The sequence below is a fragment of the Desulfovibrio sp. JY genome (assembly GCA_021730285.1).
Taxonomy (GTDB): domain Bacteria; phylum Desulfobacterota; class Desulfovibrionia; order Desulfovibrionales; family Desulfovibrionaceae; genus Solidesulfovibrio.
This window is the reverse complement of sequence record CP082962.1, coordinates 1,541,914-1,558,217: the sequence shown is the minus strand read 5'-3', so window position 1 is coordinate 1,558,217 and position 16,304 is coordinate 1,541,914. Positions and strand designations below refer to the sequence as shown.

General features: G+C 64.5%; 9 protein-coding genes. 6 read left to right on the top strand and 3 right to left on the bottom strand.

Features of this window, described 5'->3' with window-relative positions; translation table 11 throughout:
* Window positions 1–9: 9 nt before the first annotated feature.
* Window positions 10–3,177 carry a multidrug efflux RND transporter permease subunit gene (locus K9F62_06960; GenBank protein ID UJX42404.1) on the top strand — a complete coding sequence of 1,056 codons (3,168 nt, stop codon included), beginning with the start codon at window positions 10–12 and terminating at the stop codon, window positions 3,175–3,177.
* Window positions 3,178–3,184: 7 nt separating this feature from the next.
* Here the strand turns inward: K9F62_06960 and K9F62_06955 are convergent, their stop codons facing one another.
* The 3 genes from K9F62_06955 to K9F62_06945 all read right to left on the bottom strand — a co-directional run bounded on the left by K9F62_06955 (window position 3,185) and on the right by K9F62_06945 (window position 10,831).
* Entirely contained in the window at window positions 3,185–3,856 is a 672-nt protein-coding gene (locus tag K9F62_06955) for a type 1 glutamine amidotransferase domain-containing protein (protein ID UJX42403.1), read from the bottom strand.
* A gap of 226 nt (window positions 3,857–4,082) precedes the next feature.
* Window positions 4,083–9,254 (bottom strand): diguanylate cyclase, encoded by a 5,172-nt coding sequence (locus tag K9F62_06950; GenBank protein UJX42402.1) that lies wholly within the window; start codon window positions 9,252–9,254, stop codon window positions 4,083–4,085.
* Window positions 9,255–9,373: 119 nt separating this feature from the next.
* Window positions 9,374–10,831: a nucleoside hydrolase gene (locus K9F62_06945; protein UJX42401.1), complete on the bottom strand. Its 1,458-nt coding sequence runs from the start codon at window positions 10,829–10,831 to the stop codon at window positions 9,374–9,376.
* A 735-nt stretch (window positions 10,832–11,566) separates the two neighbouring features.
* Here K9F62_06945 and K9F62_06940 point away from each other — a divergent pair.
* The 5 genes from K9F62_06940 to hutI all read left to right on the top strand — a co-directional run bounded on the left by K9F62_06940 (window position 11,567) and on the right by hutI (window position 16,290).
* Window positions 11,567–12,445 carry an amino acid ABC transporter permease gene (locus tag K9F62_06940; protein UJX42400.1) on the top strand — a complete coding sequence of 293 codons (879 nt, stop codon included), beginning with the start codon at window positions 11,567–11,569 and terminating at the stop codon, window positions 12,443–12,445.
* A 20-nt stretch (window positions 12,446–12,465) separates the two neighbouring features.
* The gene (locus tag K9F62_06935; GenBank protein UJX43158.1) at window positions 12,466–13,218 is read left to right on the top strand and encodes an amino acid ABC transporter ATP-binding protein; all 753 of its coding nucleotides are present in this window, start codon (window positions 12,466–12,468) and stop codon (window positions 13,216–13,218) included.
* A gap of 151 nt (window positions 13,219–13,369) precedes the next feature.
* Window positions 13,370–14,218, top strand: a complete 849-nt coding sequence (locus K9F62_06930) for an ABC transporter substrate-binding protein (protein ID UJX43157.1) — start codon at window positions 13,370–13,372, stop codon at window positions 14,216–14,218.
* A gap of 81 nt (window positions 14,219–14,299) precedes the next feature.
* A complete protein-coding gene (locus K9F62_06925) occupies window positions 14,300–14,974 on the top strand; it encodes an AroM family protein (protein UJX42399.1) in 675 nt (224 codons plus the stop codon).
* Window positions 14,975–15,036: 62 nt separating this feature from the next.
* Window positions 15,037–16,290 (top strand): imidazolonepropionase, encoded by a 1,254-nt coding sequence (gene hutI, locus K9F62_06920; GenBank protein UJX42398.1) that lies wholly within the window; start codon window positions 15,037–15,039, stop codon window positions 16,288–16,290.
* Window positions 16,291–16,304: the final 14 nt, after the last annotated feature.

Below are 16,304 nucleotides of genomic sequence, written 5' to 3'. Positions count from 1 at the left end.
CCGCGCGCCATGTTCTCCAAATTCTTCATCGAGCGGCCGGTCCTGTCCAACGTGCTCGCCGTGCTGATTATGCTGCTCGGCGTGGTCACGCTGCTCGGGCTGCCCGTGGCTCAGTACCCGAACATCACGCCGTCGACGGTCCAGGTCACGACCAGCTTTCCCGGCGCCAGTCCCCAGGTGATCATCGATTCCGTGGCCGCGCCCATCGAGCAGCAGGTCAACGGCGTGGAAAACATGCTCTACATGAGTTCCAACAGCGCCTCGGACGGCTCCTACACCCTGACCGTGACCTTCGAGGTGGGCACCGACGTGGACATGGCCACCGTGCTCGTCCAGAACCGCGTCAACCAGGCCCTGGCCCGACTGCCCCAGCAGGTGCAGGCCCAGGGCGTCACGGTGCAGAAAAAGTCCACGGCCATCCTGATGTGCGTCACCCTGGAGTCGCCGGACAGCACCTACGACAGCCTGTTTCTGTCCAACTACGGCTACCTGCGCGTGCGCGACGAACTCTCGCGCATCCCCGGCGTCGGCTCGGTCACGGTCAACGGCAGCGACGAATACGGCATGCGCATCTGGCTCGACCCGAACAAGGTCAAGACCTATGGGCTGACGGCCCAGGACGTGATCAACGCCGTCTCCCAGCAGAACGTCCAGGTCGCCGCCGGCCAGATCGGCCAGCAGCCCGCCCCCAAGGACATGCACTTCCAGTACATGATCCAGACCCAGGGCCGCCTGGAGGACGCCGAACAGTTCGGGAACATCATCCTCAAGACCGACTTCAACCAGACCGGGCAGGTCCTGCGCTTAAAGGACGTGGCCCGGGTGGAACTCGGCAGCAAGACCTACGACCTGTTCGCCGAAAAGGACGGCAAGCCGGCCAGCATCATCGCCATCTACCTGCTGCCCGGAGCCAACGCCCTCCAGACGGCCGACCTCGTCAAGTCGACCATGAAGAAAATCGCGGCGGATTTTCCGCCCGGGCTCGTCTACAACATCCCGTTCGACACTACCCGCTTCGTCAACCAGTCCATCCACGACGTCTACAAGACGCTGATCGAGGCCGGCATCCTGGTGCTTCTGGTCATCATGCTCTTTCTCCAGGATTTCAAGGCCATGCTCGTGCCGGCCACCACGGTGCCGGTCACGATCCTCGGCGCGTTCATCGCCATGGCCATGCTGGGATTCTCCGTCAACCTGGTGACCCTTTTCGGCATCATCCTGGCCATCGGCATCGTGGTGGACGACGCCATCATCATCGTGGAAGGCACGGCCCACCATATCGAACAGGGGAATACCCCCCACGACGCGGCGATTCTCACCATGAAGGAGCTCTTCGGCCCGATCATCGGCATCACCCTGGTGCTGATCTCGGTCTTTTTGCCGGCCTCATTCATGCCCGGCATCACCGGCCAGCTCTACCGCCAGTTCTCCCTGGTCATCGCCGCGACGGCCGTCATCAGCGCGCTCAACGCCGCGACGCTCAAGCCCACCCAGTGCGCCCTGTGGATGAAGCCGCACACCAAGGAGCCCAACGCCTTTTTCCGGGGATTCAACGCCGTCTATCAGCGCTGCGAAAACGTCTACGCCGCCATCGTCGGCTTCATGGTCCACCACGCCAAGATGGCCATGATCGGCTACGTCATCCTCATCGCGGTGACGTTCGTCGGCTTCTCCTCCCTGCCCACCGGCTTTTTGCCGGAAGAGGACCAGGGCTACGCCATCGTCAGCGTCCAGCTGCCGCCGGCGGCGTCGCTGTCGCGCACGGCCGCGGTCATCAAGCAGATCGACGGATTTCTCAAGGACGCGCCCGGCGTGGCCGACTGGATCACCTTCGGCGGCATGTCCATTCTCGATTCCTTGAATCAGCCCAACATGGCCGCCGTCTTCGTCACCTACACCGACTGGGACAAGCGGCCCAAGGGCGTGGACCAGACCACCATCGTCCGCTACCTCCGGGAGCGGCTGGCCACGCTCCAGGACGCCGTGGCCTTCGTGATGATCCCGCCGGCCATCCAGGGCCTGGGGCAGGCCGGCGGCTTCCAGATGATGGTGGAGGACCGGGGCAACCTCGGCCCCGTGGCCCTGCAAAAAGCCTGTTACGGGCTGGTCGGCGTCGGGCGCACCCAGACCGGGCTCACCCCGCTCAACGTCACCTACAACGCCTCGACGCCACAGATCTACGCCGACATCGACCGCACCCAGGTCCAGTACAAGGGCGTGACGTTCAACAACCTCTTCAGCACCCTGTCGACCTACATGGGCTCGACCTACATCAACGACTTCAACAAGTTCGGCCGCGTCTACCAGGTCCGGGCCCAGGCCGAGCCGCGTTTCCGGCTCAAGGCCGAGGACGTGATGCAGCTCGAGGTCCGCAACAACAGGGGCGAGATGATGCCCCTGTCGGCGGTCACCACCATCAAGGACATCCTGGGGCCCACGGTGCTGACCCGCTACAACCTCTACACCGCGGCCTCGGTCTACGGGTCCGCCGCCGCAGGCTTCAGCTCCGGCCAGGCGCTCACCCTCATGGAGCAGATGGCCAAGGCCAACCTGCCCACGTCCATGGCCACCGAGTGGACCAACATGTCGTACCAGGAAAAAAAGGTCGGCAACCAGGCCTACCTGATCTTCGCCCTGGCCGTGGTGCTGGTCTACCTGGTCCTTTCGGCCCAGTACGAAAGCTGGTGCACGCCCACGGCCGTCATCCTGGTCGTGCCGCTGGCCCTGCTCGGCACCATGGTGGCGCTGATGCTCCGGCACATGGACAACAACGTCTACACGCAGATCGGCGTGGTGCTCTTAATCGCCCTGGCCAGTAAAAACGCCATCCTGATCGTGGAATTCGCCCGTGAACGGCGCGCCCGGGGCATGGACATCGCCCAGGCGGCGGTGGAAGCGGCGCGGCTGCGCTTTCGACCCATCATCATGACCTCGTTCGCCTTCATCCTCGGCGTGGTGCCGCTTCTGACCGCCTCGGGAGCCGGCGCGGCCAGCCAGCGGGCCGTGGGCACGGCGGTTTTCGGCGGCATGCTCGCCTCCACCATCCTGGCCGTGCTGGTCGTGCCGGTCTTTTACGTGCTGGTGCAGGGCGTCGCGGAACGGGTGCTCGGCGTGGACAAGCCCAAGGTCGCGCAAGGGGCGGACCAGGACACGCCCAAGGAACCCGGGACACGCTGAGGCGGCGTCAGGCCTCAAGCGCGTCGGCCACGGCCTCGGCCACGAGCTGGGAGGAATACCAGTTCTGGCCGGTGATGAGCCGGCCGTCGCGGACCACGAACCCCTGGTTGACGCCGTAACAGCAATAGCGCGCCCCCCGGGAGACGAGGGCGTCCTCGAGGACGTAGGGGATGTCCATGAGCACGCCGAAGGTCACCTCCTCGGCCCGGGAAAAACCCGTCACCTTGCGGCCCTTGATCAGGGAGTCGCCCGAAGGGTCCTTGAGATTGAGCAGCCCGGCCGGGCCGTGGCACATGCCCGAGACGACGCCGCGCCGGGACCAGATGTTTTCGGCAATGGCGATTAGGGACGGATCGTCGGGAAAGTCGTAGAGCCCGCCATGGCCGCCGGTATAGAAGATGGCGTCGTATTTGGCGGCGTCCACCGTGTCCGGCCGGGGCGCGGCCAGCATGCGGTCCATGGCCTGCCGGTCCATGAGAAGCCGTATCTGGGCCGGGTCGTTGAAGTCGGTCTGGGCCAGCACCGGGCCGTCCGGCCCCGGGGTGGTGAAATCCAGCTCGATGCCCCGTTCGACCATGACATAATAGGGATGCACCAGCTCCGGAAAATAGCAGCCGGCGGGCTTGCCGCCGCCCATGGCGGCATGGCCGGAGAGCACGAACAGGATACGCTTGGCCATATGGCCCTCCTTTTTTTGGGAGAGAGGGGGATGCGAGAGGGGAAACCCTTTTGCAAAGGGTTCTCCCCTCTCGCGCTCTCCCCTTCCTAAATTTTTTAATAATTACTGATGTATTACCGATACATTCCGTCCTATTGAGAGTCTTTGGAAAGGGGGTCCGGGGGGAGAACCTTTCTGCAAGAAAGGTTTCCCCCCGGTTCCTCCCCTCCCCTCTCTTCCATTCCCGCTACACCGCCAGTTCCACCCGGTTGCGGCCGTTTTCCTTGGCCCGGTACAGGGCTTCGTCCGCCCGGCTGACGAGCTGGGAGGCCGTCTCGCCGGGGAGATACAGGGCCACGCCAAGGCTGGAGGTGACCTTGCCGGCCACCGGGTGCAACTTTTCCGCCAGCACCTTGCGCAGGCGTTCGGCAAACGGCAGCACGTTGCTTACGAACTCCGAGACCACCACCAGGAACTCCTCGCCGCCCCAGCGGCCGAAGAAATCCGTACTGCGGACATTGCTGCCGATGATCCTGGCGATTTCGACAAGCACCGTGTCGCCCACGTTGTGGCCGAAGGTGTCGTTGACGTCCTTGAAAGAGTCCACGTCCAAAAGAATGATGGCCAGCGAGCTTTCGTTGCTGCGGCTGCGTTGGATTTCGTTTTCGAGCCGGTCCTCGATGGAGCGCCGATTGTAGACGCCGGTGAGCTGATCCGTGGTGGAAAGGCGCTGGAGGTCCAGGTTTTTCCTGTTGAGCTCCTTGTTCTTCTCGTGCAGCTCGGCGGTGCGGGCCCGGACCAGGGATTCCAGGTTGGCGTTCATCTCGTTGAGTTCGTTGTAGACCCTGGCATTTTCCATGGATATGGCCGCCTGGCCGGCCAGGATGTTGAGCAGTTGGAGGCGGTCCCGGCGGAAGGCCCCCCGGGTGGCTGCGTTTTCCAGATACAGCAACCCGCGCACCTCGTTTTGCAAGATGATGGGCAGGCAGCACAGCGAAGCGGGCTTTTTCGCCGCGATGTAGGGGCATTGGTAGAAAAGCGCGGCCTGTTCGCCGCTCCCGGCCGAAGCGCTCTTGCCGGGAGCGGTCGCATCGCCGAGATCGTTGAGGATGACCCAGTTGCGGGTGCGCGCCACGAAATTGACCACCGCCTGGGAGATGTCCGGCGAAAGCTCCACGGGGATCTCCCCATCCGCCGCCGCATCCGGCGTCCGGTCCGGCGCGTCGGCCATGACCACGTTGGTGACGACGAACCGCCCTTCCTGGTTGCGGAGGAGCACGCCCTTGGTCGCGCCGGCGTTTTCCGTGGCGATGGCCGTGAGTTCGCGGCCCAGGTCGTTCATGACCATGTGCCTGGAGATGGCCTGAGTGGCCTTGATGACCGCAAGCAGGTCCAGGCCTTCGGAAAAGGTTTCCGAAAAGGTGCCGCTGGACGTTTCCAGGCCGAGTCCGGCCGTGGCGAGAAGCGGCACGCTGTCGCGGACCGCGACGTCGGCCAACGGAGAATCGTTGGGCTGGCGCAGGTACCGCACCATGCCCGTGGCGCCCCAGCGGCCGTAAAAGGCCAGGGCCTGTTCGAAATAGGCCTTGGCCAGATGGGGTTTGCCGCGCCTGAGCCAAAACCGGCCGGCCTTTTCCGCAGCCAGGGCGGCGTCCTGGATGAAGGCCGATTGCAGGGCCGCGTCGATGGCCTGGTCGTAGGTGTCGAGGATCCGCGCCAGTTCCGGGGTCTCTCCGGCCGGGCCGGCCGGGCCGGCCATCCGCTCCGCCACCGCCAGCAGATGCTTGTGGCGGAAGTTGGCCGGGCAAAGCTCGGCCCAGAGGCGCAGCTTGTCGCAACCGAGGGCGATGCGCGCGGCCAGCTCCCCTTCCGTTTTCCCTCCGGCCCGGCGTGCGTGCTCCAACAGCAGCAGCGTGTAGAAAAACCAGCTGTCCGCCAGCATGATCTGGCCCTGCTGGGTCGCGTCCACCACGTCGATCCACCGGCGCAGGGTTTCGGGGCAAGGCAGGTCCTCCCCGGGATCGGCCAGGCAGGCCACCCGCAGTTGGGAGTAGCGCAGGGAGCCCAGGAAAAACGGCAGGGTCTCGAACTGCTCGGCCAGGGCCGCGCCGTCGAAATCCTCGTCATCCAGGCTGGCGATGGAGCGCGTCCTGCCCCGCAGGTGCTTAAGCGGCTGCCCGACGATAAGCCGCAGCAGGGTGACGATGCCGTCCATGCCCGAGGCGCGCAGAAATTCCAGGCTGCGCGCGGCTTGCACCTCGACCTCGCCGAGGGGCACGCCGGCGGCCAGCTGGACGTGGGCCAGTTGCAGGTAGACGTAGCCCGAGTACGGCGAGCCCGAGGCCAGGGCCAGCCGTGAGGCCGCAAGCCAGTAGCCGTGGCTTGTGCCCAGGGGATTGAGCCAATGGTTCACGGCCAGGGAAAAGACGTGGTAGGTGTAGTTTTGCAGGGCCGGGACGGCGTAGTGCTCGGCCAGCCGGGCGGCCAGGCTGCCGAGGGCATGGCCGGTGCGGTAGTCGTGGGCGCAAAGGCCCATGGCGCACAGGGTCGAGGCGTAATGGATGTAGGCCACCGAGGCCATCGGGCTTTTGCCCTCTTCCATGGCCAGACGGGTCATGACCGCCGAGACCGCGGCGCAGACCAGACCTCGCCCGATGAGGTAGGAGTCGGCATACAGGTCGAAAAACATCTCCTGGGCCAGGATATGGTCGGGGTCGGCGGCTTCGGGCTGGTCGTAGAGGGCGGCCGGATCGCCGCCGGCCCTGCGGTCGATCAGGAACTCGATGCGGGCCTTTTCCTCCTGGAACAGGGCGAGCAGGGCTTCGTCCTCGCGGGGGATGGCGAAGCCGAGCAGGACCAGGGCCCGGTATTCCAGCTCCACGGCTTCCGCGTAGCGGGCCTGATGATGGTATTGCTTGGCCTGGACGTTACAGAGCCGGAGCCGGTCGCGGTCGGTGACGGCATGGGCGCGGATCTCGGCGCAACGCGCCTCGGCCTCGTCGTAGCGGCCGGCCAGGTACAGGGCCTGGGCCAAAGCCAGGGAAATTTCGCGCCACAGGGCGTAGTCGCTGTTCCAGGGCGACTCGGGCAACAGGGAGCGGGCGAAGTCCAGCATTTCGGCCGCATCGGCGAAGGCCGTGGACGTCTTGGCCTTGCGTCCGGCCCCAAGGGCCAGTTCCGCCACCCGGAGGCGCTCCCCGGGGTCGGTCAGAAGGGCCGCGCCCTTGTGCATGTGCTCCAGCACGTCGAAAAGCCGGCTGTCGTCCTTTCCCGGCGGCAACGACTGCCACAGCAGCCGTCCCGCCGCCAGATGCAGGCCGGGTTTGCGCTCCTCCGCCAGCAGGGCATAGGCGGCCTGCTGGATGCGGTCGTGGCAGAAGGTGAAGGTGACGTCCTCCAGGCGGTCGGCCGAGTGCTGGATGTAAAGCTCCACGTCCCGGCGCGGCGAGGTGATGAGCCCTTGCGCCAGGGCCGGCGCCAGATTGCGGGCCAGCTCGGTGCGGACGCGGCCGCTTAAGCTCCGCAGCGCATCCAGGGAGAACGGATTGCCGATCAGCGCGCCAAGGGGCAAAAGCTCCAGGCAGCCGGCCGGCAAGGTGGCCAGACGCGCCCGCAGCGCCTCCACCACGTTGTCGGCATAGGGCATGGCCGCGATGGCCGGGGCGTCCCAGACCCAGTGCCGGACCTCCGCGTCGAAGCGCAGATGGCCATCCTGGTAGAGCGAGGCCAGAAGGGTGCGGAAAAAGAGCGGATTGCCGTCGGTCTTGCCGTGCAGGGCCCTGGCCAGGGAAGCGACCTCGGCGGTTTGCATGTGGAACATCTCGGCCAGGTAGCCGCGCAGGTTGGCTTCCGTCAGCGGCCCGACAAGGACCTCGGCGATGGTGGCCTGCCGTTTGCGCATGGCGGCCAGGGTCACGGCCAGGGGATGCGTCTCGGCCACCTCGTTGCTGCGGTAGGCCCCGACGCACAGGATGGCCCCCTCCCCGCGCAGGCTGCCCATGAGTTCCAAAAGCGACAGGCTGGCCGCGTCGATCCATTGCAGGTCGTCGAGGAAAAGCAGCAGCGGATGGTCGCAGCGGCCAAGGGCTTCCATGAACCGCCGAAAGAGCGTGCCCTGGCGAGTGCGGGCCTCCACCGGATCCAGGGCATGCACCGGCGGCTGCTCGCCGATAAGCGTCTCCAGGTCCGGGATGACCTCGCACAGCACCCGGCCGTTTTGGCCGAGGGCGGCCAGGATGCGCCGCTTCCACGAGGCGATGCGCGCCTCGCCTTCGCTTAAAATCTGACGGAGCAGCAGGGACAAGGCCTGGATGAGCCCGGAAAAGGGCACGGCCCTATTGTACTGGTCGTACTTGCCGTAGGCCACGTAGCCTTTTTTCGCGGCCACGGCCCGGCTCAGTTCCTGGACCAGGGAGGTCTTGCCCACCCCGGAGACGCCCCGGACCATGACCACGCCGCTGTGGCCCCGGCCGACATGCTCGTAGAGGTCCTGCAGCGCGGTAAGCTCCCGGCTGCGTCCGACAATACGCTCGGGAAACTGGAACCGGTCGCGCGCATCGGCCTCGCCCAGGGGAAAGGGCGCGATCTCGCCGCGCCGCTCCAGGTCCGCGCGGCAGCGGTGCAGGTCCGCGTGAAGGCCCACGGCGCTCTGGTAGCGGTCCCCGGCATCCTTGGCCAGGCACTTCATGGCGATGTCGGACAGGGCCTGGGGAATGGCCGGATCGAGGCTGTGCGGCGCGGGCGGGGTCACGGCCAGGTGGCTGTGGATCAGCGCCCCGGCGTCGTCGCCCGCAAACGGCCGCCGCCCGGCCAGCATCTCGTAGAACGTGACGCCGAACGAGTAGAAATCGGAGCGAAAATCCACGGGACGGTTGATGCGCCCGGTCTGCTCCGGGGACATGTAGGCCACCGTGCCCTCCACGGTCTCGGGCCGAAGCCCGGCCGAGGACTGCTGGGGCATGTCGATGGCCGAGCCGAAGTCGATGAGCACCACCCGCCCGGCGGCGCGGTCGTAGAGGATGTTGGCCGGGGTGATGTCGCGGTGGATGATGCCCCGGGCATGGAGCTGGACCAGGATGCGGGCCAGCTTTTCCGAGACGTCCGTCAGTTCGGCCAAGCGCAGGGCGCGGTCCTCGGCCGCCTGCTTCAGGGTGGGGCATTCGAAGCATTCCATGACCAGGACGATGGAGCGCCCGGTATGGATGAGACGCTCGGCATGGGGGATGTCCGGCAGGTCCAGCCGGGCCAGATATTCGTATTCCTTTTCCAGAACGGTCAGGGCCTTGCCCGAAGGCAGCAGCATGGCCGGCATCTTGAGCGCCACCGGCCGGCCGGTGGCGTCTTCCACGGCGCGCACCACCCGGTGCTTGCGGCCGGTGTGAATGGTTTCGAACCTGGAATAGCCAGGTAGGCCGATCATCGATGCTCCTCCCCGCCGCCGTCCCGGGCCGTGCCTCCCCGGGAATCACGCTTCACCCGTGGCCGTCGCGCCGGCCGAGGGTCGCCTGCGACGCGCGGGCTTTTTTCAGAAACGCGACGCTAGCCGCTTATTTCCCGGCCGAATCCCAGTGGCCGCCCCTGTTCCATCTCCCATTGCACCCCATACGGATCGAGCCAGTAAAAAAAGGAAATTGTCGATGTGCCGAGGTTTTCCGGCGGCCCGTAATCCGGGGACGGGTTGATCATCCGCACCTCCGGCTGTTTTTTGACATGCGCGAAAACCGCGGCGATGTCAGCCACTTCCAGGGCCACATGGCGCGGGCCGCCCATGTCGTCGGTCCTGTGAAAAACGATGTCCCGGGAGCCCCCGGGGACGTGGTAGCACATGAGCTCCAGGCACAAACCGGCCTGGGGATGGCGCAGGAAGCGCACGTCCACGTCCACCTTGCCGTCCAGAAACCCGGCGTCGCGGGCAAAGGCCGGGGACGTGTAGTTCGGAAAGTCGATGGCTCCGGCGTCGTTGTAGGCCATCTGGAAGCCCAGGGCGCGACCGTAGAATTCCGTGGCCTTGTCCAGGTCGTCGACCACGATGTTGATATGGGAAAAGCCCATCACCGACGTGGCCATGCAAAACCCGCCCTTAAGCGCCTCCAGGAAAAACGGCTTGAACCCTTGATTGATGGTGCGAAGGGAGGTGGCCCGGCGGTGGTTGCCCATGGAGTCCGAAACGATCAGGCAGGGCACGTCGCGGTGGTTCCCCTGCTCGCCGGGCTCCAGGATGCCCACGGGCAGCTCCTCGCCGCCGAAAAATTCCGGGGCCAGGAAATAGCCGGCGGCCAGGGCGTCGAAGGGGTTGAATCCCGGACTGCCGTACAGCGTCGTCCATTCCCTGGCCCACTTGTACATGTAGGGCGCGAGGTAGGACCCCGTATCGCCGGTATTTTCCAGGCCGCGCGCGTCCTCTTCGGTGATCCAGACCTGACGGCTCAGGTCGAAGGGGGCGAAGGTCAGCGGCACGTTGCTTTCGAGGATGATGCGCCAGGCCTCCACGTCGGCTTCGAAGTTCATGGCGCAAAAGGGCTTCAGCTGCCGGGGGCCGACAAGGAATTCCTCCCCCGGCATGCAGCGCGAGCCGGCCATGGCCACGATGCCCGCGATGTTGTCGACCAGTTCCGGGTGGGAGGCGATGAGCACGGCGATGTTGGTGGCCGCGCCAAGGCTCACGATGGTCATGGGGCCCTGGCGCAGGGCGTCGGCCATGGCCCAGGTGGCGTCGGAGGCCGGCAGGGGGGCGCCCTTTTTGATGGGCCCGGCCGCGCCTTGTTGGACGGGCAGGCCCTTGGGGCCGAATTTTTCCGTCAGCTTGGCGGCGATGGCGTAGGCGTGCCTGGCGTCGGTGTTGCCGAAGGTGGAGCTTACGCCGCGAAGGGTGACCAGGGGACTGTTAAAAAGGAGGATCAGGGCCAGGGCGTCGTCGATGTCCCGGTAGAAACCGGGAAAATGCTCCAACCCGATGGACACGTCGGTATCGACCCAAAGATCGGTTTTGGCGTTCACGAACTCCCTCCTGGCGGCCTTGGCAGGCGCACGGGATGTGTATCTTGATATGGAATCTGGTTGTCTATTCCGTGGAGCGCCCGTGTCTCACGACAAAGGCGGAAAACGACGGCAGACGGGGACACCCTCCGAAGGCCAAACGGCTCGGTTGAGAGTATGTTAGTTAAGGCATACGGGGCGAATACGTCACTGTTGCCCAGCCATTTCGGATAATGCACTGATATCTTAAGACCAGCAATGATGAAAGAGGCGAGGCACAAAAACGCGGTTGCTGCCGCATGCACGTCCCGATCATGGACGACGGGCTGATTTCCGCCTTACAACAGGCCGATTTTCCTTCATTTTTCTAAATATAGACATTCTGTTTACTCCTTTGGCGCAGGCCAAGGGCCGCCGCCAACCGAACACAATACCCCGTTGCCACTTTTTACGGCCGCGCACCACGGGACGCCCCGGAAGGTCCTTACGGGGCGTTCGTTGCGCTCACGTCACCCAGGAGCGCGCCTTGGCCCGGCAGGGACTGGTCGAAAACGCGCCGGCGCGGCATGGCCCGGAGTGTCGCCGGAACGAGGCGTGCCGTTTTGTCATATTTGTCATCACACCGTAATTTGGCTTGACGGCAACAACGTCTCGAGGCAAAAGTTGTCTGACAAAAATTGTCGGACATTTTTTACGGTTTCCGCTCGGCGGCCAGGCGGCAAACGATTTTCGTGACTTTGGGACTTGGGAAAGGAAATGGCGACCAACGACAGAATCATCCCGCTTCGCCACTACGGACGGTGGGTTTCCGGCATTATCCTGATAGGCCTGCTGGGGCTTATCGTGAATGCTTTCAGGGTGGGCCAGATCGACTGGTCCGTGGTGGACGAGTTCTTTTTTTCGACCGCGCTGCTCAAGGGACTGGCCAGCACCATCCTCATCACGGCCTGCTCCATGCTCATGGGCCTGGTGCTGGGGGTGGTATTCGCCATCATGCGCCTGTCCCAAAATCCCGTCTCCAACATGTTTTCAAGGTTGTACATCTGGCTGTTCCGGGGGGCCCCCGTCTATCTGCAACTGCTGATCTGGTTCAATCTGGCGCTTATTTTTCCCGTGGTGAATCTGGGTTTCGCCCAATACCGCATGGTGGACGTGATGACGCCCTTCATGGCCGCCCTGCTCGGGTTGGGCCTCAACGAAGGCGCCTATCTGACGGAAATCGTGCGCGGCGGCATCCTGTCCGTCGACAAGGGGCAGATAGACGCCGCCACGGCCCTTGGCATGTCGCGCCTTACGGCCATGCGCCGCATCATCCTGCCCCAGGCCATGCGCGTTATCGTGCCGCCCATCGGCAACGAATTCATCGGCCTGCTCAAAACGTCCTCCATGGCCAGCGCCATCGCCTACACCGAGCTGTTGCACAAGGCCCAGATCATCTATTTCGTCAATGCCAAGGTCATGGAGCTGCTTATCGTCGCCACCGGCTGGTACCTGATCGTCGTGACCATCCTCAGCGTCGCGCAGGTCGGCATTGAGCGGCGCTTCGCCCGCGGCCATGCTTTTGCCACGCAACGCAGCTTCCTGGGAACCCTCCGGGAGAATACCTTCGGCAAAAGACAACGGTGCGGAGCCTAGCCATGCGACAGGATGTCCCCATGCTGCGTACGGTCAACGTCCACAAATCGTACGGCGACCACGAAATCCTCAAAGGTATCAGCCTCGAGGTGCACAGGGGCGAGGTGCTGTGCCTGCTCGGCCCCTCGGGCTCCGGAAAAAGCACCTTTCTGCGCTGCATCAATCATCTGGAAACGATCAATGCCGGGCGGATCTATGTCGACGGATCGTTGATCGGATTCGATGAACGCAAAGGGCGGTTGTACGAGCAGAGCGAAAAAGAGCTCTGCAAAATACGCACCCGGATCGGCATGGTCTTCCAGAATTTCAACCTGTTCCCGCACATGACCGTTCTGGAAAACATCATCGAAGGCCCCGTCACCGTCAAAAAGGAAGATCCCCGGAAGATGCGGCAGCGCGCCTATGCGCTCTTGAAGCAGGTCGGGCTGCGGGATTGGGCGGATCGTTTTCCCAAACAACTTTCCGGCGGGCAGCAGCAGCGCGTCGCCATTGCACGGTCGTTGGCCATGGAACCCGACCTGATGCTCTTCGACGAACCGACGAGCGCGCTCGACCCCGAACTTGTGGGCGAGGTGCTGACCGTCATGCGCGACCTGGCCGAGAGCGGCATGACCATGGTCATCGTCACCCACGAAATGGAATTCGCCAAAAACGTGGCCCATAAGGTGGCGCTTATGGACCATGGCTCCGTGGTGGAAGAGGGAACGCCGTCGGAGGTTTTTGAAAATCCCCGGCACGAGCGCACCAAGGCGTTCCTTGGAACCATAGCCTAGGCTGTTGCGGTTTTTTTTTCACGTAGGCTGCCGTGGTCTGCGGCCCACCTGGCGCAAACGGCGGAGACGGTCGATACCGGGCCTCGTCCGCCCGGCGCACGGCAGGTCGCAGGCGGGGCGCGGCAGGAATCATTTGGAGGAAAAGACGTTGCTGAAAAGAAAGCTCGCCTCGTTGTTGTGTGGTTGTGTCCTGCTGTTTTCCGGAACGGCCTTTGCCGCATCGCTGCACGACATGTTGCCCGATGCCATCCAGAAAAGCGGCAAGATCATCATCGGCGTCAACGGCATATTCCCCCCCATGGAATTCAAGGCCCCCGGCTCCGACACCCTGGACGGCATCGACGTGGAACTGGCCCAGGCCATTGCCAAGGAATTGGGCATCAAGGTCCAATTTGACGACCAGAATTTCGACCAGCTGATCAACTCCATCAACACCAAGCGCGTGGACATGGTCCTTTCCGGCATGTCCGACAGCGCGGAGCGTCGCAAGTCCCTGGACTTCATCGACTACTTCAACTCCGGCACCCAGTGTTTCACCACCAAGGCCCTGGCCGGAAAAATCAAGAACCTGGAAGACCTGAGCGGCAAGACCCTGGCCGTCTCCGCCTCCACGGACTACCTGACCACCATGCAGAAGTGGAGCAAGGAAAATCTGGTCGACAAGGGCAAGCCCGGCATCAACATCATGGCGGTGGATTCCGCGGCCTCCGCGCGCATGCAGATGCTCCAGGGCCGGGCCCAGGCTTCCGCCCTCAGCCCCGAGGCCCTGGGCTGGGCCAATGTGCAGCAAAAGGGCGCTTTCGTGGCCGTGGGGCCGCTGCTGGAATCCAATCCCTACGGCATCGCCTTCAGCAAGGAGAACGCCAAGCTCCGCGATGCGGTGTACGCCGCGCTGCAAAAGGTTTTCGCCGACGGCACCTACCTTAAGATTCTCAAGAAATGGGGCGCCGAGACCGGCGCGCTGAAGCGGCCTCTCATCAATGGCGAAGCCGTGAACTAGGGCCTCGGCCATCGCGGAAAGAAGCCACTCCCCCCGCGGGGAGTGGCTCCTCTTTGTCCTGGCCTCCCACACAAGAAGCATATGGTCACTCTTGGCATACTCACGCTGGGCCAGGCGCCCCGCACGGATATCGAACCCACGTTTCGCGCCATCCTGGGGGATCGCATCGCCTTCAGGCAACGGGGCGCCCTGGACGGCCTGGGTGCCGGCGACTGGGCGCGGCTGGCCCCGGAGCAGGGAGAATCCGGCATCGAGACCTGCCTGCGCAAGCAGGATGGCGTCGTCAGGGGCGTGCTTGTCGCCAAGCGTCTGCTGCTGCCCCGCCTTATCGCCGCCGGACGGAAGCTGGAAGCGGAGTGCGATGCCCTGCTGCTGCTTTGCTCGGGGCGGTTTCCCATGCTCAAACGCGCCATTCCCAGGCTCATCGAACCGATAACGGTCATCCGCTCCGTGGTCGCCGCCCTGGCGGGCCACGGGCATCTGTGCGTCATCGGACCGGAATCCGACATGGAGGCGGCGCCGACGCAGTGGCGATCCTATGCGGCCCGGATTTCCACGGCGGCGGCTTCGCCCTACGACGGGCAGGAGGCCCTGGTCCGGGCGGCGTTTCGGGCGAAGACGGTCGGCGCGGACTATGTTTTGCTCGACGACATGGGGTTTACGGAGCTGCAGCGCCGGACGGTGCGCGACACGTCCGGACTGCCGACCCTGAGCGCCACAAGCATTACGGCGCGCATTCTCCAGGAACTCGTCTGAGCCGGCGCGTGTCCCGGCAGGAGACCGCGCCTGACGCCGCTTTATGCGGCAAAGAGGATGCAGTGAACGGCGATATCACCATTGCGCACGCGGCCAGCCTCGTGCGGGTTACGGATTCGAAACGCCCCAGGACGGGCCGGGCCCAGGGGGAGCTCGACATCGTTGCCGACGGCGCGCTGGCCATTCGCGGCGGCGTCATCGTGGCCGTGGGCGATTCGCGAGAGGTGCTTCGGGCCTACGGGGACGACGCCCCGGTGCTGGACGCCTCCGGAAAAACGGTGCTGCCCGGACTTGTGGAATGCCATTCGCACCCCATTTTCGCGGGCGACCGGCACTGGGAATACGTGCGCCGACTCGAAGGCGCCGACGGCCGGGCGATTCGCGCCGAAGGCGGCGGCATCTGGTCCACCATCGTAAAGACACGCCAGGCCGGCGACGACGAGCTTTTGCGCAACGTCGCCCGGGCCTTTGAGCGGATCGCGGCGGGGGGCGTGACCACCCTCGAGGTCAAGTCCGGCTACGGCCTGGATACGCAGGGGGAACTGCGCCTGCTGCGCCTGCTGCGCCAAGCCGCCGCGCACACGCCCATGGATATCGTCTGCACGTTTCTCGGCGCGCATATCGCGCCCCAGGACGGACGGAGCGCGGAAGAGTACGTCGCTGTGGTCAAAAACGAGATGCTGCCGGCGGTGCTTGCCCAAGGCATTGCCCAGTCGCAGGACCTTTCGTGTGAAAATGGCGACTTCTCAGCCGAGCAGGCAAGAGAACTGATTGCTGTTTCGGCTTCTTTGGGATTACCTGTCCGCGTCCATGCGGATGCGTCCTCCGATTCGCGGGGATGGCGTACGGCGGTCGAGGGGGGGGCGCTTTCCGCCGACCATCTCACCTATACGCCGGATGCCGAAATCAATGCCGTGGGGGCCACCGCGACCGTCGCCGTGCTTTTGCCGGTGGCGGAACAGTTTTATCTGGACGCGCAAAAAGCCAACGCAAGGCTTTTTATCAAGAACAACGTGCCTGTCGCCATCGCCACGGACTATTGTTCGTCGTTCCAGGCCACGTCGTTGCCGTTGACCATGGCGCTGGCCTGTTCGTGGTTCAGGCTCACCCCGGCCGAGGCCATTGTCGGCGCGACCCTCAACGCCGCCTACGCCCTGGGGAAAAGCCATGACCGGGGTTCCCTGGATGTGGGCAAGCGCGGCGATGTGACCATTTTCGATTGCGAGCATCCGGGCCAGCTGGCTACGGCCATCGGCGCCCCACTTGTGGACGTGTCCCTTTCCCGGGGCCGCGTCGTTTGGAAAGCGGGAAAATAACCTTCAGGGATATT